The sequence below is a fragment of the Chromatiaceae bacterium genome (genome assembly GCA_016714645.1).
Lineage (GTDB): Bacteria > Pseudomonadota > Gammaproteobacteria > Chromatiales > Chromatiaceae > M0108.
Genome location: JADKCI010000001.1, coordinates 595781 through 614105, shown reverse-complemented (window position 1 = coordinate 614105; position 18325 = coordinate 595781). Strand labels below are relative to the sequence as shown.

The window sequence follows — 18325 nt, the reverse complement described above, 5'->3', positions numbered from 1 at the left end:
TCTAGCCTTTGCCTTGAGGATACCCTGTAATTTTAAATAGCCGAATGGATGAGCATCCAGAGAAATGGAAGATAAAGTCGCACACCTGGCTAGCGCCATCGCCCCATCAACCACAGCCCCCCCGCCGCAATCAACCCAATGGCCAGGGCCTGGGTGACGGCGATGGTTAGTAGGGGGCCAGTACCGAAAACCAGCAGCAGGGTGCCGCAGGCGATGAGGGCGGTACCGGCGAGGAGGGCCTGAACGCGGGCATGGTGGGCACGGATTTCGTTGCGCAGGCGGTCGAGTTCATCTGAGCGCCAGCGAATGGAAAGGCTTTGGCGATCCAGGCCCTGGAGGACGCGATAGGCGAGTAGGGGGAGTTCTGGGATGCCCTCTGAATAGGGACCCAAATTTCGCTTGAGCCTGGCCCAGAGGGCGCGGGGACCGATCTGGTCCTTCATCCACTTTTCCATGAAGGGCTTGGCGGTGGTCCAGAGGTCCAGTTCGGGGTAGAGCTGACGGCCCAGGCCCTCGATGTTGAGCAGGGTCTTCTGCAGCAGAACAAGTTGGGGCTGAACCTCCATGTCGAAGCGCCGGGCGGTCTGGAAGAGGTGCAGCAGAAAATAGCCGAAGGAGATCTGCGCCAGAGGCTTGCCGAAGATAGGTTCGCAGACAGTGCGGATGGCCGACTCAAACTCATCCACCCGGGTATGGGCCGGGACCCAGCCGGATAAGATGTGTAGCTCGGCGACGCGCCGGTAGTCGTGGTGGAAGAAGGCGAGCAGGTTCTCGGCCAGGTAACGCTGGTCCTCGCTGGTCAGGGTACCGACGATGCCAAAATCCACGGCGATATAGCGCCCGCTGGGCTCCACGAAAATGTTGCCGGGGTGCATGTCGGCATGGAAGAAGTTGTGCTGAAAGACCTGGGTGAAGAAGATCTCGACGCCGCGCTCACCCAGGAGCTTCATACTCACGCCCTGAGCCTTGAGCCGCTCCACCTCCCCGACCGGGGTACCATGGATCCGCTCCATGACCATGACGCTGGGGTTGCAGAGGTCCCAGTGGACCTCGGGGACATAGAGCAGGCTGCTGCCCAGGAAGTTCTTGCGCAACTGGCTGGCGTTGGCCGCCTCGCGCTGCAGGTCCAGCTCGTCGAGGATGGTCTTCTGGTAATCCTTCACCACCTCCACCGGCCGCAGGCGGCGACCGTCCTTCCAGTAACGGTGGGCCAGCTCCGCCAGGGTCAGGAGGAGACCGAGGTCACGCCGGATGATGCGCTCAATGCCGGGACGCACCACCTTGACCACCACCTCGCGGCCATCCTTGAGACGGGCGATGTGGACCTGGGCAATGGAGGCGGAGGCCAGGGGCTGTTCGTCGAAGCCGTCCAGGACCGCCTCGATGGGCTTGCCCCAGGACTTTTCGATAATGGCGCGGGCCTGGGTCCCCGGGAAGGGCGGCACCTGGTCCTGGAGCTTGGCCAGTTCGTCGGCCAGGTCGTCCGGGAGCAGATCGCGCCGGGTGGAGAGGATCTGGCCAAACTTGACGAAGATGGGCCCCAACTCGATCAGGGCCTCGCGGATGCGCACCGGATAAGGCTTGGGGTGGGTGCGCCTGTACCAATACCAGGGGGAGAGGTAGGACAGGAAATAGACGGGGCGGAAGAGGTGGGTGGCGAGCAGGACCTCGTCGAGGCCGTGGCGCACCAGCACCAGGCTGATGTTAATCAGACGCCACAGCCGCGACAACTGGATCAGCACGGCGGCTGGTCCGCGGTGGGGGGTGCCCCGGCGCCGGAGGGGATGCGCTGGCGCAGCCGCTCGACCCGCGCGGCGAGGCGCTCCCCGTCATCCCGCAGCCGGTCCACGGCGGCGAGGAATTGATCCAACTCATAGCGGGTGGGCAGCAGGCGGCCCTCCTCCTGGAGGTATTCCTTGAGATCCTGCCCGAGGATATCCAGAGAGCTTTGACCCCAGCGGCCAGCGGCGCGCAGCCGCCTGCCGACGGCGTGGGCCACCGAGTCGCCGGTGAGGCGCGACAACTGCTCTTCCCAATCGATCTCCAGGCCGGCCATGCAGTCGCCAAAGCGCTGGGCGAGGGCCGCGTCGCCCTCGATCTCGACCTGACCGGAAAAGAGGGCATCCTCCTTGCGACCGCTTATCCCCAGGCGCGCCAGGGCCAGGGGCGTGCCGCGCAGCAGGCAGTCCGGCTCGGCGTCGTAGTCGCCAAAAATCTGGAAACCCTCTGGACCCGGGATGAAGTAGAGGCGGCTGCCAAAGCCTTTGAACTCGAAGGCGATGATGTAGCCCTCCAGGGGTGCCAGGTGACCGGCGGCCTCGGGGTCCAGGGCCAGGTACTGATTGATGGCTTTCTCAAGGACGGCCAGGGCGGCGTCCGGGAGCGGAGACTGGCTCACAGCTTGAAACCCCGATGGATGGCGACGACGCCGCCGGTGAGATTGAAGTATTCACAGCGCTCGAAACCGGCCTCCAGCATCATGCCGCGCAGGGTCTCCTGATCCGGGTGCATGCGGATGGACTCCGCCAGGTAGCGATAGCTGTCGGCGTCATTGGTGATCAGGCGCCCCAGGATCGGCAGCATGGTGAAGGTGTAAAGGTCATAGACCTTGGAGAGGGTCTGACTGGTCGGGTGGGAGAATTCCAAGACCAGGGCGCGCCCGCCGGGCTTGAGTACCCGGCACATCTCCGCCAGGGCCTTCTGCTTGTGGGTCACGTTACGCAGGCCGAAGCCGATGGTGACGCAGTCGAAGTGGTTGTCGGGGAAGGGCTGGGTCTCGGCATTGACCTGACAGAACAGCAGATTGCCCGTCAGGCCCTGGTCCAGGAGCCGGTCGCGGCCCGTGGTCAGCATGGCGGCGTTGATGTCCGTCAGCACCACCTGGCCCTCGGACCCGGTGATCCGGGCGAAGCGGCTGGCCAGATCACCGGTGCCCCCCGCCAGATCGAGCACCCGCTGGCCGCGCCTGACCCCGGCCAGTTCAATGGTGTAGCGCTTCCACAGGCGATGGATGCCGAGGGACATGAGGTCGTTCATGAGGTCATAGCGCGAGGCGACGGAGTCGAACACCGCGCGCACATGGCTCGATTTTTCCTCGACCGGAACCTGCTTATAGCCAAAGTGGGTGGTCTTGTCGTCGGACATGGGCGGGGCCTCGGGTGAACTTTGCGGAGATTCTACCATGACAGCCCGGCGCCCCTTGGGACCTACTTCTTCTCGCCGAAGCGGTTGTTGCTCAGGAATTGCCAGGTGCGGGTGATGTCGAGGAAATCGGTCTCCTTCCGGATATCGGGGGGGAAGGGGGCATAGGGGGCGGCGAGGTTGACGATGCGCACGGCGGCCTGGTCGAGGACATCGGAACCGGAGGAGCGCAGCACCCGGACCTCTTCCAGGGTGCCGTCGGCCCGCAGGGCGACCCGCAGGATGAGATTGCCGTAGAGCTGGCGGCGTTTGGCCTCCTCCGGGTAGTTGAGATTGCCGATGGACTCCACCTTGCGGCGCCAGGCCTCCAGATAGCTGGCGTATTTGTATTCCTGGGTGCTGGCGCTGATGGCCTTGCGGCGCGGCCGGCTGGCATAAGCGGCGGTGTCTTCCTCGATCTTGGCATTAAGTTTGGCGATCTCCTGGCCGCGACTCGCCAGGAGGTCGGCGACGGAAGGCGGGGGGAGCGGGGCCGGGGTGGGTTGGGGGGCGGGTGGCTGGTCCTGCTGGGCCGGTCGCGCCAGGTTGGGCGCGGGATCGGGCGCGATGGGCATCGGCTCGGGCAAAGTGGCCGTCAAGGGGGCCGTATCGGCCAGGGGGGCGGGAATCCCCTCCGTGAGCGGCGGCTCGGGGATACCGGACTCGGGCATGACCGGCGGGGGAGCCAGATCAGATTCGACGGCCGTGGCGGGCAGGTCGCTCGGCTCGGCGCGCCGCTCGCTGGGGCGGCGATCCGTGGCGGCCGTCTCGCTGGCGGTGCCGCTGGCCTCCCGGTTCCCCTGGGCGAGGGCCTCGGCATCCGGGGGTGGGGGGCGAGCCGCCTCTGGCTGGCGCAGGACCAGCACCTCCAGGGTGCGGCCAGGGGCGCGGGGGGGCTCCGTTGCCTGGAAGCCCAAGGCGTAAATGAGTAGGCCATGCAGGGCGAGCGCCGCCAGCAGGGCGGGCCAAAAGGGCTCGACCCGGGCATGAGGTGGCCAGGAACCCAGGGGTATGGCGCTCCGTGGCGGCCAGGCCGGCGCTGTCGCCGCGCTCATGACCCCGGCAGCTTCCAGGCATCGCCCGTACCCAGGGGCGGGACCGGGATGATCTCGGCATTGCGGTCAAGGAGTTCAATCCGCTCGGCCATGGAGGGGTCCAGGTGGATACGGCCACCTGGATCGATGATCAGGACGGAGCGGACGCCCATGGCCACGGCGGTCTGATGCCAGAGCTCGGGGCCGGCGATCATCAAGGCAGTGGCGGCGGCCTCGGCGCGGGTGGCGTCGTCGTGGATGAGGGTGACCAGACGGGCCCCCTCGGCCGGCCAGCCGGTGCGGGGGTCGATGACATGGTGGTAGGTCTTGCCCTTGTGGGTGAAATTGAGTTTGTAATCACCCGCGGTGAAGACGCTCTCATCGCCCGCGACCTGGAGGATGGCGAGAACGCCCCCACCGATGGGATTGCGCAGGGCCACGGGCCAGGGCTGGCCGCCACGGGTACCGATGGCGCGCAGATCACCGCCAACCTTGACGATGGCGTTGTGGATGCCCAGCTCGCGCAACTGATCGACGGCCTGGTCGATGGCGTAGCCCTTGTCCATAAAGCCAAAATCGAGTTTGACGCTGGGCTTCCCGCCCTGAAGCTGGATGCCGTCAATCAGAATGTCGTCCATCCTGGGTCCGGCCTTCACCAGGGCATCGATCCTGGCTTTATCCGGCGGGACGCGCCGCCGCTCCGGCTCCCCCGCCTGAAAGCCCCAGAGGTCGATCAATTTGCCGATGGCGGGGTTGAAGAGGTGGCCGCTCGCCGTCGCCAGTTCCTGACTCTTGAGCACCAGGGGCAGGATGCAGGGCGGGGCGGCGAAGGGCTTGCCGCCGGGGAGCAGGTCGTTGACGCGGGCCAGTGGGGCCGCGCCCGGGGCAGCCCAGGACTGCCACATGGACGCAAAGTCCTCTTCGATAAGACGGGAGGCCAGCTCCGCCTCCTGGCGCTTGACCCCGACGATAGCCAGATCCACCGGGCCCTGGAAGGCGTTGAAGTGGAAGTTATAAACGGGGCTTTCGTCCCGGCAGCCCGCCAGGGGTAGCAGCAAGAGGAGGGCGGCGATCCAGACCAGCAGCCGGACAGCACCCGCCTGGCGGACGTGGCGTCCAGAGCCAGGCGAAGCCCGCATCAGGCGTTCCGGTCGGGGCTCAGGGGGCAAGGAGCCGCTCCGCCAGCCTGTCCAGGAGATCGCCGGCAATATCCAGACCGAACTGGGCATCCAGTTCACGGATGCAGGTGGGGCTGGTGACGTTGATCTCGGTCAGCCAGTCGCCGATTACGTCCAGGCCGGCGAAGTAGATGCCGCGGCGCAGGAGTTCGGGCCCCACTTGGGCGACGATCCAGCGGTCACGGTCGCTCAGGGGGCGGCCCTCTCCCCGACCGCCGGCGGCCAGATTACCGCGCGTCTCGCCGGGTTTGGGGATGCGGGCCAGGGCGTAGGGCACGGCTTCGCCGGCTATCATGAGGATGCGTTTGTCGCCCTGGCTGATCTCGGGGATGAAGCGCTGGGCCAGGCAGTAACGGGTCCCGTTGGCGGTCAGGGTCTCGGCGATGACCGCCAGGTTGGGGTCCTGGCGCCGAACCCGGAAGATGGAGAAGCCACCCATGCCGCCGAGGGGCTTGAGGATCAGATCCCCCTGCTCCTCAAGGAAGGCGCGGATGTCCGCCTGGCTCCGGGTCACCAGGCTCGGCGGACAGCAGGTGGGGAATTCCAGGGCAAAAAGCTTTTCGTTGGCGTCGCGCAAGGCCTGGGGGGCATTGACCACCAGGACACCCTGGCGCTGGGCCTGTTCGAGGATGAGGGTGGAGTAGAGAAATTCGGTGTCGAAGGGCGGGTCCTTGCGCATCAGGATCAAGTCCAGCTCATTGAGGGGCCGGAAGGCCTCCCCTACCACCTGATACCAGCCAGAGGGGTCGTCCGTCACCACCAGCTCCCGCATCCGGCCCCAAGCGCGCTGGCCCCGCAGCGAGAGATCGTCCAGGGTCAGATACTGGAGACGCCAGCCACGGCGTTGCCCGGCCAGCAACATAGCAAAGCTGCTGTCCTTCGCGATCTTGATGGCCCCGATGGGATCCATGACGATGCCGATCTCGTGTTTCATACCCGCATCTTAGCGCAGGCCGGGAGGCGCCGTTGGATCGATGAAGAGTGGGTGAGGCCTTTGTCACCCGGCCCAGGATGACACCGGGCTTGGAGATTCGGTATTGTTCGGAACCATGAAAATACCGGTGCGGCACCTCTTAGGCAAGCTAACGATCTTACTGGCCTCTGTTATCGCCTTGGCTGGGCCATCAGGGGCTCATGCCGGGGCGAATTTTTATGGCAAATTGAATGTGGCCATTAATTACCTGGACCGGGAACAGGAACAGGGGTTCGTGGGCTACGCCCTCAGCAACAACCGGGCCGGTCGGCCGTGGCGGGGCAATCCCTTCATCACCACCCCCCGTGGCCCCGCCAACCGCCTCGGCCTCAAGGGCTCCGGTGACCTGGGGCCGGAGTTCAGGGTCGTCTACCAGCTCGAATTCGGATTCAGCCTGTCGGATAGCAACAACAACGCTTTCAACCTGGGTAGCAGCGAGACCTTGACGATGCGCAATACCTTCGTGGGGCTGGCCGGTCCCTGGGGGAGCCTGTTGGCGGGTCGCCTGGATACCCCTTTCAAGTCCTCGACCTCACCCCTGGACCTCTTCACCAATACCCTCGGTGATTCCGCCAGCACCACCGGTTTCCAAAACCTCCGCATGGATAACAGTCTCTTTTACGCCAGCCCAAATCTTGCCGGGGTCCAGTTTTCCGCCGCCCTGATTGCGGGTGGCGGGGCCACGTTGGATGGGATAAGCAATGTCGACTCCGACAGTCTGGCCGAGGCCTACTCCCTGGCTTTGATCTACACGCGGGGACCCTTGTATGCCAGTCTCGCTTGGGAAAGACAGGGCGCGGACCTGGCCGATCCATCCGACCCGGAAATTCAGAAGGATTGGGACAAATTGCGCCTTGGTCTGGGACTACTGGATTGGAGGGGCATGACCCTGACATTGATATTCGAGCATTGGGACCATGCCTTCTGGGGGAATGATAATAGCGCCGATTTATGGCAGTTACAGGCCGGCTATGCGTTTGGTAACATCCTGCTCAAGGCTACGGTGGGTGGCAATCAGCAAAGCGGTGACTATAAAATCCTGACCTCCTTCTGTTGCGATCTTTATGCCGAGGATGATTTTGGCTTCGAAACCTGGGCGCTCGGGGGAGATTATAACTTTACCAAGCACACCAAGGCCTACCTGGTTTACTCGGATAACCAGGCCGACGCTCTCATCAACCCAGTGACCGGGGGGAGCAGTGATGCCCTGGATTGGCGCGGGGTGCAGTTAGGCCTTTCTCATGCGTTTTGATTAAGGCAATTTCCTAATGGAGGAAGAGCCATGCCCCAGCTCGATATCCCCCCAATCAAAATGGTTGCATAATCCCTTTAGTGATGCAATAAAGTGGCCCGCGGTTATTTGAATTCCCCAGCCTTCCATACCATACCGGCCACCGAGGGCCTCACCATGAAGATTCAACCACCTACCACCGACCAGGAACCCCTGTTGTAATGAATGAGATTGCTGATCAACCTGCCAACCCCAGTCTATGGGAAATTTTTTACGAATTTCTACTGATCGGTGCCATCAGTTTTGGGGGCGGCATCGTTGCCTACCAGAAAATTCTTCTGACGGAGAAACGGCGCTGGCTGAATGATGACGAGTTCATGGCGTGTCTTGCCATCAGTCAGACCATGCCGGGACTCAATGCGGTCAATATAGCCGTTCTAACGGGTGATAAGCTCCGTGGGGTGCTCGGTGCTATTTTGGCGGCAGTAGGGCTGCTCATTCCAGGCATTGCTTTTGTCCTGGTGATGGGCACCCTCTATTTGGGCAACTCCGATCAGCCTCTGGCAAATATGGTGCTGGCTTGCGTTGGGGCGGCAGCCACGGGATTACTTTCCGCCATCACCTACCGTCTTGGCAGAAAGCAGTTCAACCATTTCAAATCCCTACTGGTCGTCATTGCGTCCTTTTATTTGATGAGCATTTTGAGCTTATCCTTGGTCATGGTGCTGCTCATCATGGTCCCCATCGCCCTCATCCTTTTCCATCCAAAGAGTTAAGCACATGGTTTCAACACTTATTCATCTCGCCTTGACCTTTGGCATGCTCTCACTGCTGGCAGTGGGCGGTGGTACGGCCGTCCTGCATGAAATGCAGGAGGTCCTGCAAACTCAATTTCAGATCGGCCCGGAGCGCTTTTTGGAGATATACAGTGTCGGGCAACTGGCCCCGGGACCCAATATGACAATGGTGACGATCTTCGGTATTAAGATTGCTGGCGCACTGGGTGCCGTCGTGGTTGGACTAGCTTTTTTCATGCCCTCGAGCGTGCTCTGTTTTTGGATTGGACGCTTCTGGCATTATATCGGCGAGACGCCTTGGCGGCGCGCGGTGCAGAATGCCCTGGAGCCTATTTCGATCGGCCTGATGTGTTCCGGGGTCTATGCCGTGGGAAAATCGGCACTGAATGGACCCTTGACCATCGCAATCGCAATGACAGCATTCCTGGGTATCTTCTACACGCGAATCAATCCCGTTTATGTAATTCTGGGCCTTGGTTTTCTTGGCGCAGCCATTATGTACTGGCAACCAGGTTTAGTGTGAGAAGGGGTGCGATCGTAAGAATTGACAGCTTTGCAAAAGAACAGGATTACCGCCCTCAAGCCGATTTGTTGACTCCGGGAAGTGACTGAATAAAAGGATCGCGGGCTACTCTCCGCCAAAGACCGAGATCGCTTAGCGAGCAAGCGATCTCGGCGGGAGTATAGTATTAGGGTCCTTATGAGCGGATAACACGCTCAAGAAAGTCGCTGTATCCAGCGACCTGACCACTCCCCACCGATAGATTGCGCGCCAGGATACGCAAGGCCGTGAGGTATGGACTTTCCAAACTGATGGAATGATAAATCCGGCCATTAACCTGGATACGGGCAAATTCTATCTGGACTCCAAACATCATACTGCTACCCTGTCTCTTTTTTGAAACACTAATAATGCTCGGCTGGTAACCCGTCACCGACATGATCTGCAGCAGCTCGTCAATGCCGCGTATCTTACGCCGCACCTCGTAGAGGCGGGGGAGGAAAGCGGCAAGCAAAAGGGGTTTTTCAGGAAAGCGGAACTTGGCGCTCGGGCCGAAAGCGATAAATTCATCGAAGGCCTCCAGTACCGGCTTAATCTTCAGCCCCTTCCCTCTGATTTTTATGTTGTCCTTTTTGCCGTGGACAAACAGGTAATGGTCTTCGTTTTCCTCCTCGGCGATTTCACTATTATTATTAAAACTGGCCCAGGATGCGGGTAATTCCACGGTCTCGCCTTCTGGCCAGAAAGCTCGCCATTCCCAAGTGCTGGAGTTGCGTGTGTAATCGGTGGCCGGGGCGGTGCTCTTGTTGGCATTATCAAGGGGTGCCTGCGGCTTTTGTTCGACGGCATCCAGCAGGTAGGTACGCAAGCGGAGGCGCATGGCGGCAACGGCAGTAACGACCGCATGTCCAACCAGATCCATCCTGCGAATGGACTCGATACGCGGGGCATTCGCCAGGAGCCAGTGTTGATAGGATCGACCGCCCAGAACCGGGCCAACGATATCGCAGGCACACAATAACGAAATAATCGCCGCCTGCTCCGGGAGTGGCAATTCATCGGAATCAATGAGGCCCGCAAGCGAGGTACGCAAGCTCGCCACCTCCTCGGGTACCCGCAGCTTATTGATGGCCGATTGGCGAAAGCCCCAATTGAGTTTGCTGGAGGTTGTCAGTTGAATATTCCGGGCCGCGAGGCCGACAAGACACGCTGCCCGGATATCGCCAACGCGGTTGGCGAGGGCATTAAGCGCGATATCCATGCTCACGGTCTGTCCCAACTGACCGAGAAGGCGCAGCGCGATGTTCTGTGCCGGATTAGCTACGGGAGATAGATCAAGAATTATCAGGTTCTTGAGGTCGCTGTCCACCTTGCCGGCCATGGACAAGTCCATAAGAATGGCGCCCGCGAGTCCAAAGTCCGCATCCGACCAAGCGATTAAGGGATCGGTCACTACGGGCCATTCGAAGCTCAACAGTAGAAAGGATTCAGCGATACCGAAATCCGTTTGCGGTTCAGGTTGGCTGGATTTATCTTTTTTCATGGTGGTATAGGGAATATCAGAAGAGATGGAGGGTTGCGCCACCTGGAGCCGTTATCAAGACCAGGAGAAGGCGGCGCGGGAGGGTTTGACCTTGGACATGCGCAGCGCTGCTCAGCGAGGGGATGTCAGGGTCACGGCCAAGGTCCATGCCCTTCTCCGCCATGCCGATCTGGCGGACAACATCACCGCCCTGGATAAGCGCTCGGAAGGGAACAAGATTTCACGTCAGAAATTCACCCTCGCGGCTCGAGCGGTGACCAAGGCTGGAATGCCCTACTAGGTAAGTTACTGATGAAATTTTTGAATTTGGCGCGCCTGACACGATTCGAACGTGCGACCCCTGCCTTCGGAGGGCAGTACTCTATCCACTGAGCTACAGGCGCTTGAAGATTCGCAAAAGCCATGCCTTAGTAAGGAATGACCGGATTTGCAGGCCAAAAGGATAGCCGTTTTGGCCCATGCCGTCCATGGGTCGCCCACCTTTTCTCATGCTTTGCCGCTCCGGGGCCCGGATTAGCCTCCCTTGCCCGCGACGGCCGGGGTCTTGGGGCTGAATTCACACCATTCGCGGATGATGCATTCCCCGCAGCGGGGCTTGCGGGCGACGCAGACATAGCGACCATGCAGAATCAGCCAGTGATGAGCATCCTGGAGAAATTCCCGGGGGATGGCGCGCATGAGCCGGCGTTCGACCTCCAGGGGGGTCTTGCCGGGGGCGAGGCCGGTACGATTAGCCAGGCGCAGGATGTGAGTGTCCACCCCCAGGGTGGGTTCGCCGAAAGCGGTATTGAGGATGACGTTGGCCGTCTTTCGTCCTACCCCGGGCAGGGCCTCCAGGGCGGCGCGATCCCGGGGCACCTTCCCCCCATGCCGCTCGACCAGCATGGCGCAGGTTTTGATAATGTTGGAAGCCTTGGCGTTGAAGAGACCCAGGGTACGGATATGGGCCTTGAGCCCCTCTTCGCCCAGGTCTAATAGGGCTTGCGGTGTGTTAGCCAGGGGGAAAAGGCTGGCGGTCGCCTTGTTGACCGCCCTGTCCGTAGCCTGGGCGGAGAGGATGACGGCGATTAACAGCTCGAAGGTGGAGGCATAGACCAACTCCGTCCGAGGGGAGGGGTTCTCCAAGCGGAGGCGCTCGAAGATGAGGCGACGCTTCAGGCTGTTCATGATGGCAGCAGAATAGAGGGCCCCGGGTCTGCTGCCAAGAGGTCCGACAGGATCTTGGCAAGGGCTTTACCGGGCAGGCCGAGCGGGTCTGGGCAAGCCATTCAGCCATTTTCGCGCTCGGCGCTCTCGTTCACCCGCCCCATCCGGCATAGAATCCCGCCCGGCATGCCGCCACCAGTCACCCAGGAGTTTTCATCCATGACCATAGGTCCCCGCGAGATCGTCACGCCCTTCCGGCCCATTCCGCTGGAGGTACCAGAGGGGATGAAGCCGAACGAGTTCTTCAACAGCACGGAGAACCTTAACGACCTGGTCAACAATAACGGCTTGCTGGTAAGTCCGGAGCACCTGCTGCTCTACCGCAAGGCCCTGGGGCACTCCTGCGAGTTCGACTGTTCCATCATTTACAACAGCTCCCAGACCATCCTCAACCCCCTGGGCCGGCCGGTGCGGCGGACCCAGGTGCCGGCGGCGGTCAAGCATGCCTGGAACCGGATGAACCAGATCCTGCTCACCTACATGCTGGAGACCTATACGGACCCGGCGGAGGCCCTGGTACTGGCGGGGGAGGCGAGTCTGGACGCCACCTGGCCCCTGACCTCGCCGGGGGTGCCCAGCATTCGTATGCTGCACAACCACTTTATCGTTTTCCCCATGGAGCAGTTGCGCCAGGCGCCCCTGGCGGACCCGGCCAATCCGAACCTCACCGACGGTGGCCAGAACAGCCTCTTCCAGGCCCATATGCGCCACGTCTATCGCCGTTTCTTCGCGGAGGCCCTGGATCTTCACATCCTCAAGACGATTCACAGCGACGAGTCCCAACTGACCCTGACCGGCTACCCGGAAGGCCTGCCCTGCTGGGAGATCCGGGGTGGGGTCGAGGCCCTCAAGGACATCCGCTTCTGGCGGGAGTACGACGCCATCCTGGAGGGTTTTCTGGATTTCTACCGCACCTTCTTCTCCCAGGTCTCCAGCCGCAACGCCCCCCGTCTGGATGACCTGCACTATCCGGAGGCCGTGGATCGGGTGCTGCTGTTCGACAACGACTTCCTGGGCACGGCCCGCCGGGTGCGGGAACGCTGCATCCGGGAACCCGCCTACGCCAACTCCATTCGCTGGCAACCGGCTTTCAAGCAGCTCATCTATCGCAACGACACCGGCAAACTGCTGGTCACCATCAGTCAGAATTCCATCGGCAATGCCATCACGGAACTCCTGGGCGTGGTGGTGCGGCGGGTGCCGGACGCCGCCGCCTACGCCACCTTCGAGCCACGCCTGCTGGAGAGGCTCCTGACGGTCCGCGAACGCCTGATCGCGGCCGATTTAGGCGATGGCATCGCCACCGCCGACTGGCCGGCCAACCAGGGCTCCAGCCAGGTCTGAGCCGGGGATGCCCCAGCCCACCCGGACAGGCTTGATCAAGGTTCGCGGGCACGTATCCCCCCGGCAAGCTGCTAAACTTGCCGGACTATGAATGCCAACCTGGTCAAACCACCCAAGTCCCTGCTACGCCTCGTGGGCCGGGCCATCGTCGATTACGGCATGATCCGCGATGGAGATCGCATCCTGCTGGGGGTCTCCGGGGGCAAGGACTCGCTCTCCCTGCTGCACCTGCTGCGACACCTGCAAGGCTATGCCCCGGTGCGGTTCGAGCTGGCCGTCCTGACGGTGGACCCGGAGGTGCCCGGCTTCGATCCCCAGTCCCTCAAGGATTATTACGAGGCCTTGGGCGTACCTTGGCACTACGAACAACAGCCGATCATGGAGCAGGCCAAGCGCCACATGGATGGCGACTCCTTCTGCGCCTATTGCTCGCGCATGAAGCGCGGCATCATGTACCGCCTGTGCCGGGAACAGGGCTACGGCGTCCTGGCCCTGGGGCAGCACCTGGACGATTTGGCGGAGAGCCTGCTGCTGTCCCTCTTTCATGGCGGCCAGTTGCGCACCATGAAGGCCCACTATCTCAATGACGCGGGCGACGTGCGCATCATCCGCCCCCTGGCCTACTGCCGGGAACGCCAGACCGCGGACTTCGCCCACGCCGCCGGCCTGCCGGTCGTGCCGGATTCCTGCCCGGCCTGTTTCTCCGCCCCGAGTCGCCGCGAGCATATGAAGGCCCTGCTGGCGCGGGAGGAGGCGGAACATCCGCGGCTTTTTGGCAACATTTTGCATGCCATCCGACCCCTATTGACGGAAGGCATTGCCGTGAGCCCGACCGCGGCCCAGGATCGAACGGCACGACGATGCTTCCCCTTGGTGGCCCCAGGCGCGGCACCGGACCCGATTCAATACCCAGCCCATCACTCAACGACCCATCCGTGACCTCCACACTTTCCTCCAGAGGGACTCTTCTCATGAGCATGGCCTCCCTGATCCCCCTCCTGTCCGCCCTGGCGGCCACCGGGCTGGCGGACCTCAACCCCGCCCAGTTGGACAGCGCAACGGTCGCTTACCGGTCCGTCCCCCGTGAATACCAGCTCGATGGCGTGATCGAAGCCGTCCAGCAGACCACGGTCTCCGCCCAGACCCAGGGTCAGGTCCAGGAGGTCCTCTTCGACGTGGACGACTACGTCGAGGCAGGCACGGTGATAGCCCGCATCAAGGATACAGAACAGCGGTCGCGGGTTGCCCAGGCGACGGCGGAACTGAATTCGGCCGAGGCCACCCTGAAAAACGCCCATGAGGAGTTCGAACGCATCAAGGAGATGTTCAACAAGAAGATGTCCTCGGAGTCCGTCATGGACAAGGCCATCGCGGACGTCAAGAACGCCCAGGCCCGCGTCGAGGCCGCCACCGCCGCCACGGAGCAGGCCGTGGAGCAACTGGAATATACCCAGGTCCGCGCCCCCTATTCCGGCCTGGTCACCCGGCGCCATGTCCAGGTCGGAGAGATGGCCAATCCGGGCCAGGCGCTCATGACGGGCATTGCGCTCCGGAATCTGAGGGTCTCCGTGGATGTCCCTCAAAACATGATCCAGGAGGTCCGCGCGGGCCAGGGGGCGCGCATCCAATTGCCGGGTGGCGCCCGGGTGGAGGCGGCCCAGATGACCGTCTTTCCCTTCGCGGATCAAGGCTCGAATACCTTTAAGGTACGCCTGGATCTCCCGCCCGATCTAGCCGATCTCTTTCCGGGCATGTTCGTCAAAATCGGCTTCATCACGGGCGAAAAGCGGGAACTGGCGATCCCCAAGCCCGCCGTGGTGCACCGCTCGGAGGTCACCGGGGTCTATGTCCTGGCGGATGGCCAGATCCGCTTCCGCCAGATCCGCCTGGGCCGTGATCTGGGGGATGCCTGGGTGGTCCTGTCGGGTCTGACCGAGGGCGAACGGGTGGCCCTGGACCCCATCGCCGCCGGTACCCTGCTCAAGGCACGGGCCGGGGAGCGGAGCGATGGCTGAACAATTTGGCATCTCCGGGCGGGTCACGGCCCGCTTCCAGGACTCCGCCATCACCCCTCTGCTGGCCCTGGTGGGTCTGCTGCTGGGCCTCTTCGCCATCCTGGTGACGCCCCGGGAGGAAGAGCCCCAGATTAACGTCACCTTCGCCGATATTTTCATTCCCTTCCCGGGCGCCGGGGCCGCCGAAGTCGAGCAGTTGGTCGCCGGCCCGGCGGAGCAGGTGCTGTCGGAGATGAAGGGCGTCAAGCATGTCTATTCCGTTTCCCGACCCGGCCTGGCGGTGGTCACGGTGCAGTTCCAGGTGGGCGAGGACCGCACCGACGCCATCGTCCGCCTCTACTCCAAGATCCTGTCCAATCAGGACTGGCTGCCGTCCAACCTGGGCGTGGGCCAGCCCCTGATCAAACCCAAGGGCATCGACGACGTGCCTATCATCACCGCCACCCTCTGGTCCCGGAACGAGACCCTTGGCGCCTTCGAACTGGGCAAGGTGGCCCACGCCCTGGAACAGGAGATCAAGCGGGTGCCCGGTACCCGGGACGTCTACACCCTGGGCACGCCGGCCCAGGTGGCGCGGGTCCTCCTTGATCCTCAGGCCCTGGCCGGCTTCGGCATCGATCTGGATGACCTGCGGCTGGCCCTGGGTGCCGCCAATCACACCCGCGACGATATCGCCCTGACCCACGACAACCAGGAGATCCTGGTCCAGGCCGGCACCTTCCTCCTGACGGTGGAGGAGGTCGGCGACCTGGTGGTGGGCCTGCATGGTGGCCGGCCGGTCTTTCTGCGCGACCTGGCCCGCATTGAGCGGGGCCCGGAGCCCCCCGGGTCCTATGTCTGGCTAGGGGCGGGACCGGGTAGCGAGCACAGCGGCGTAAAGCTGGCTGGCACCACGCCAGCGGTCACCATCGCCGTGGCCAAGCAGGAGGGGATCAATGCCGTCGAGGTGGCGGAGCGGGTCATAGACCGTTTTGCCCAACTCGAGGGCACCTTCATCCCCGAGGGTATCGAGGTGACGGTGACGCGTAACTATGGCGCCACTGCCGATGCCAAGGCCCAGAAGTTGATCCAAAAGCTGAGCTTCGCCACTCTGTCCGTTATCATTCTGGTCATCTTCGCCATTGGTTGGCGGGAATCCATCATCGTGGGCGCGGCCATCATCGTCACCCTGGCCCTGACCCTTTTTGCCTCCTGGGCCTGGGGCTTCACCCTCAACCGCGTGTCCCTTTTCGCCCTCATCTTCTCTATTGGTATCCTGGTGGACGACGCCATCGTGGTGGTCGAGAACATCCACCGCCACATGGCTCTGAGTTCCAAAAAGCTCCTGGACCTCATGCCCACGGCGGTGGATGAGGTGGGCGGGCCCACCATCCTGGCGACCTTCACCGTCATCGCCGCCCTCCTGCCCATGGCCTTCGTCACTGGACTCATGGGGCCCTACATGAGCCCGATCCCCATCAATGCCTCCCTGGGCATGCTCATCTCCCTGGTGGTGGCCTTCGTCTTTACCCCCTGGATGACCAACTTCATGCTCGGCCGACGGGCCCATGCCCAGGCGGGTGGTGCCCATGGCCCCGGTCCCGATGCCGATGGTGGCTGGATGCGGACCCTGTTCCACGGCGCCATCTCCCCCTTCCTGGTCGGCCGGTCCGGCTGGGTCAATCGCTGGCTCCTGCTGGGCGGCATCCTGCTGCTGATCGCCGGTTCCATCGGCCTGGTGACCAGCAAGGCGGTGATCCTCAAGATGCTGCCCTTTGACAACAAGTCCGAGTTCCAGGTGGTGCTGGACATGCCCGAGGGCACCAGCCTGGAGCAGACGGCGCGGGTTCTGGCCGAGTTGGGTCACTACCTGGCCCAGGTGCCAGAGGTCACGGATTATCAGGTGTACGCCGGCACGGCCGCCCCCATCAATTTCAATGGCCTGGTGCGCCAGTACTACCTCCGCGAGGGGGCCCACCTGGGTGATATCCAGGTCAACCTGGTGGACAAGCACCATCGCGATCGCAAAAGTCACGAGGTGGCCCAGGCGGTGCGCGACCCCCTCCAGGCTATCGCCCGCCGGTACCAGGGTAACGCCAAGGTGGTGGAGATTCCGCCCGGACCGCCCGTGCTCTCACCCCTGGTCGCCGAGATCTACGGCCTCGACTACGCGGGACAGATCGGCATCGCCAAGCAGGTGCGCGGCGTCTTCGAGCAGACGGCGGATATCGTGGACGTGGATGACTCGGTGGAATTTCCCGCCCCTAAGCTGATGGTGGTGGTCGATCGGGCCAAGGCGGCGCGCCTCGGCGTGGCCCAGAGCGCCGTCGCCCAGGCGCTGGCCACGGTGCTGGACGGCGAGGACATGAGTTTCCTCCATGGGGCCAACGTCAAGTATGCCGTGCCCATCCGGGTCGAGTATGGCGAGGCCGACAAGGCTGACCTGGAACAGGTGCTGGCCCTGCGGGTGCGCGCCCAGGGCGGGCAATTGGTCCCCCTGTCGGAGATCGTCAGCCTGGTGGAGACGACCCGGGAGCACAGCATCTATCACAAGGACCTGCTGCCGCTGGTCTATGTGACGGGTGACATGGCGGGGGCGACGGACAGTCCCCTCTACGGCCTCTTCGAGATCTCGGCTACCCTGGCCGACAACCTGGGGCTGGAGCAGTGGTTCCTGCGCCCGCCCCTGAACCCCTACGAATACAGCCTTAAGTGGGATGGGGAGTGGCAGGTCACCTATGACACCTTCCGCGACATGGGTATTGCCTATGGCGTGGGGCTGATCCTTATCTACCTCCTGGTGGTGGGTCAATTCCGCAGCTACCTGGTGCCCCTGGTCATCATGGCCCCCATCCCGCTGACCATCATCGGCATCATGCCCGGCCATGCCCTCCTGGGGGCCCAGTTCACGGCCACCTCCATGATCGGCATGATTGCCTTGGCCGGCATCATCGTCCGCAATTCCATCCTGCTAGTGGACTTCATCAATCAGGAGGTGCGGGGAGGCCTGACCCTGGAGGCGGCGGTGGTGCGCTCGGCCGTGGTCCGCGCCAAGCCCATCGCCCTCACCGCCTTCGCGGCCATGGCCGGGGCCCTCTTCATCCTGGACGACCCCATCTTCTCGGGCCTGGCGGTGTCCCTGCTCTTTGGTCTCTTCGTCTCCACCGTTCTGACCCTGGTGGTCATCCCGGTGGTCTATTACGGGGTCATGCGCAAGCGGGTGGAGTGGATTCGCACGGCAACGGGGTGAGTTGGCCGAGAATTCGGGGAGGGCAGGTCCCTCCCAGCGGCCTCCGAATACGGGGCGCTTTCGAAAGGGAGCGCCTCTATTTTTTGGGACATT

16 protein-coding genes and 1 tRNA gene are annotated in these 18325 nt (G+C 62.7%); 8 read left to right on the top strand and 9 right to left on the bottom strand.

All coding sequences use genetic code 11. The annotated features are described in order from the left end of the window. Positions 1 to 89: 89 nt before the first annotated feature. The 6 genes from ubiB to gshB all read right to left on the bottom strand — a co-directional run bounded on the left by ubiB (position 90) and on the right by gshB (position 6326). Complete coding sequence (gene ubiB, locus IPN92_02865; protein ID MBK8637259.1) at positions 90 to 1739, bottom strand: ubiquinone biosynthesis regulatory protein kinase UbiB; 1650 nt, start codon at positions 1737 to 1739, stop codon at positions 90 to 92. Continuing rightward, on the bottom strand, positions 1736 to 2398 hold the full coding sequence (locus IPN92_02860) for an SCP2 sterol-binding domain-containing protein (GenBank protein MBK8637258.1): 663 nt from the start codon (positions 2396 to 2398) through the stop codon (positions 1736 to 1738). The genes ubiB and IPN92_02860 overlap by 4 nt, the downstream gene beginning before the upstream one ends. Further along, on the bottom strand, positions 2395 to 3144 hold the full coding sequence (gene ubiE, locus IPN92_02855; GenBank protein ID MBK8637257.1) for a bifunctional demethylmenaquinone methyltransferase/2-methoxy-6-polyprenyl-1,4-benzoquinol methylase UbiE: 750 nt from the start codon (positions 3142 to 3144) through the stop codon (positions 2395 to 2397). The genes IPN92_02860 and ubiE overlap by 4 nt, the downstream gene beginning before the upstream one ends. Before the next feature lie 62 nt (positions 3145 to 3206). Next, positions 3207 to 3851: an energy transducer TonB gene (locus IPN92_02850; GenBank protein ID MBK8637256.1), complete on the bottom strand. Its 645-nt coding sequence runs from the start codon at positions 3849 to 3851 to the stop codon at positions 3207 to 3209. A 380-nt stretch (positions 3852 to 4231) separates the two neighbouring features. Beyond that, on the bottom strand, positions 4232 to 5353 hold the full coding sequence (locus tag IPN92_02845; protein ID MBK8637255.1) for an FAD:protein FMN transferase: 1122 nt from the start codon (positions 5351 to 5353) through the stop codon (positions 4232 to 4234). A gap of 19 nt (positions 5354 to 5372) precedes the next feature. Continuing rightward, positions 5373 to 6326, bottom strand: a complete 954-nt coding sequence (gene gshB / locus IPN92_02840; protein MBK8637254.1) for a glutathione synthase — start codon at positions 6324 to 6326, stop codon at positions 5373 to 5375. A 115-nt stretch (positions 6327 to 6441) separates the two neighbouring features. Here gshB and IPN92_02835 point away from each other — a divergent pair, with 115 nt between their 5' ends. From IPN92_02835 to IPN92_02825, 3 genes are all read left to right on the top strand, one after another. Further along, on the top strand, positions 6442 to 7617 hold the full coding sequence (locus IPN92_02835) for a porin (GenBank protein MBK8637253.1): 1176 nt from the start codon (positions 6442 to 6444) through the stop codon (positions 7615 to 7617). Between the two features lie 200 nt (positions 7618 to 7817). Beyond that, complete coding sequence (locus IPN92_02830) at positions 7818 to 8372, top strand: chromate transporter (protein ID MBK8637252.1); 555 nt, start codon at positions 7818 to 7820, stop codon at positions 8370 to 8372. Between the two features lie 4 nt (positions 8373 to 8376). After that, positions 8377 to 8916, top strand: coding sequence for a chromate transporter (locus IPN92_02825; GenBank protein ID MBK8637251.1), 540 nt, complete (start codon positions 8377 to 8379; stop codon positions 8914 to 8916). Between the two features lie 175 nt (positions 8917 to 9091). On the opposite strand, the gene IPN92_02820 is transcribed toward IPN92_02825, so the two are convergent. Beyond that, on the bottom strand, positions 9092 to 10438 hold the full coding sequence (locus tag IPN92_02820) for a GPP34 family phosphoprotein (protein ID MBK8637250.1): 1347 nt from the start codon (positions 10436 to 10438) through the stop codon (positions 9092 to 9094). Positions 10439 to 10463: 25 nt separating this feature from the next. Here IPN92_02820 and IPN92_02815 point away from each other — a divergent pair, with 25 nt between their 5' ends. Beyond that, entirely contained in the window at positions 10464 to 10718 is a 255-nt protein-coding gene (locus IPN92_02815; protein MBK8637249.1) for a hypothetical protein, read from the top strand. Between the two features lie 27 nt (positions 10719 to 10745). On the opposite strand, the gene IPN92_02810 is transcribed toward IPN92_02815, so the two are convergent. Further along, a tRNA-Arg gene (locus tag IPN92_02810) sits at positions 10746 to 10821 on the bottom strand. A gap of 130 nt (positions 10822 to 10951) precedes the next feature. After that, positions 10952 to 11605 (bottom strand): endonuclease III, encoded by a 654-nt coding sequence (gene nth, locus IPN92_02805; protein MBK8637248.1) that lies wholly within the window; start codon positions 11603 to 11605, stop codon positions 10952 to 10954. 198 nt (positions 11606 to 11803) lie between these two features. Between nth and IPN92_02800 the strand changes: the two genes are divergently transcribed. The 4 genes from IPN92_02800 to IPN92_02785 all read left to right on the top strand — a co-directional run bounded on the left by IPN92_02800 (position 11804) and on the right by IPN92_02785 (position 18232). Beyond that, entirely contained in the window at positions 11804 to 12988 is a 1185-nt protein-coding gene (locus IPN92_02800) for a hypothetical protein (protein ID MBK8637247.1), read from the top strand. 87 nt (positions 12989 to 13075) lie between these two features. Further along, positions 13076 to 13927 (top strand): tRNA 2-thiocytidine biosynthesis protein TtcA, encoded by an 852-nt coding sequence (locus tag IPN92_02795; GenBank protein MBK8637246.1) that lies wholly within the window; start codon positions 13076 to 13078, stop codon positions 13925 to 13927. Positions 13928 to 13959: 32 nt separating this feature from the next. Next, positions 13960 to 15003 (top strand): efflux RND transporter periplasmic adaptor subunit, encoded by a 1044-nt coding sequence (locus IPN92_02790; GenBank protein ID MBK8637245.1) that lies wholly within the window; start codon positions 13960 to 13962, stop codon positions 15001 to 15003. Next, positions 14996 to 18232, top strand: coding sequence for an efflux RND transporter permease subunit (locus tag IPN92_02785; GenBank protein ID MBK8637244.1), 3237 nt, complete (start codon positions 14996 to 14998; stop codon positions 18230 to 18232). The genes IPN92_02790 and IPN92_02785 overlap by 8 nt, the downstream gene beginning before the upstream one ends. The last annotated feature ends 93 nt before the right edge of the window (positions 18233 to 18325 follow it).

Bases quoted from the DNA above. Each gene is read 5' to 3' on its own strand.
- IPN92_02790 (MBK8637245.1), top strand. From the start codon at position 13,960: ATGAGCATGGCCTCCCTGATCCCCCTCCTGTCCGCCCTGGCGGCCACC.
- IPN92_02795 (MBK8637246.1), top strand. From the start codon at position 13,076: ATGAATGCCAACCTGGTCAAACCACCCAAGTCCCTGCTACGCCTCGTG.
- IPN92_02835 (MBK8637253.1), top strand. From the start codon at position 6,442: ATGAAAATACCGGTGCGGCACCTCTTAGGCAAGCTAACGATCTTACTG.
- IPN92_02830 (MBK8637252.1), top strand. From the start codon at position 7,818: ATGAATGAGATTGCTGATCAACCTGCCAACCCCAGTCTATGGGAAATT.
- nth (MBK8637248.1), bottom strand. From the start codon at position 11,605: ATGAACAGCCTGAAGCGTCGCCTCATCTTCGAGCGCCTCCGCTTGGAG.
- IPN92_02800 (MBK8637247.1), top strand. From the start codon at position 11,804: ATGACCATAGGTCCCCGCGAGATCGTCACGCCCTTCCGGCCCATTCCG.
- ubiE (MBK8637257.1), bottom strand. From the start codon at position 3,144: ATGTCCGACGACAAGACCACCCACTTTGGCTATAAGCAGGTTCCGGTC.
- IPN92_02785 (MBK8637244.1), top strand. From the start codon at position 14,996: ATGGCTGAACAATTTGGCATCTCCGGGCGGGTCACGGCCCGCTTCCAG.
- IPN92_02845 (MBK8637255.1), bottom strand. From the start codon at position 5,353: ATGCGGGCTTCGCCTGGCTCTGGACGCCACGTCCGCCAGGCGGGTGCT.
- IPN92_02815 (MBK8637249.1), top strand. From the start codon at position 10,464: ATGGAGGGTTGCGCCACCTGGAGCCGTTATCAAGACCAGGAGAAGGCG.
- IPN92_02820 (MBK8637250.1), bottom strand. From the start codon at position 10,438: ATGAAAAAAGATAAATCCAGCCAACCTGAACCGCAAACGGATTTCGGT.
- IPN92_02850 (MBK8637256.1), bottom strand. From the start codon at position 3,851: ATGCCCGAGTCCGGTATCCCCGAGCCGCCGCTCACGGAGGGGATTCCC.
- IPN92_02825 (MBK8637251.1), top strand. From the start codon at position 8,377: ATGGTTTCAACACTTATTCATCTCGCCTTGACCTTTGGCATGCTCTCA.
- gshB (MBK8637254.1), bottom strand. From the start codon at position 6,326: ATGAAACACGAGATCGGCATCGTCATGGATCCCATCGGGGCCATCAAG.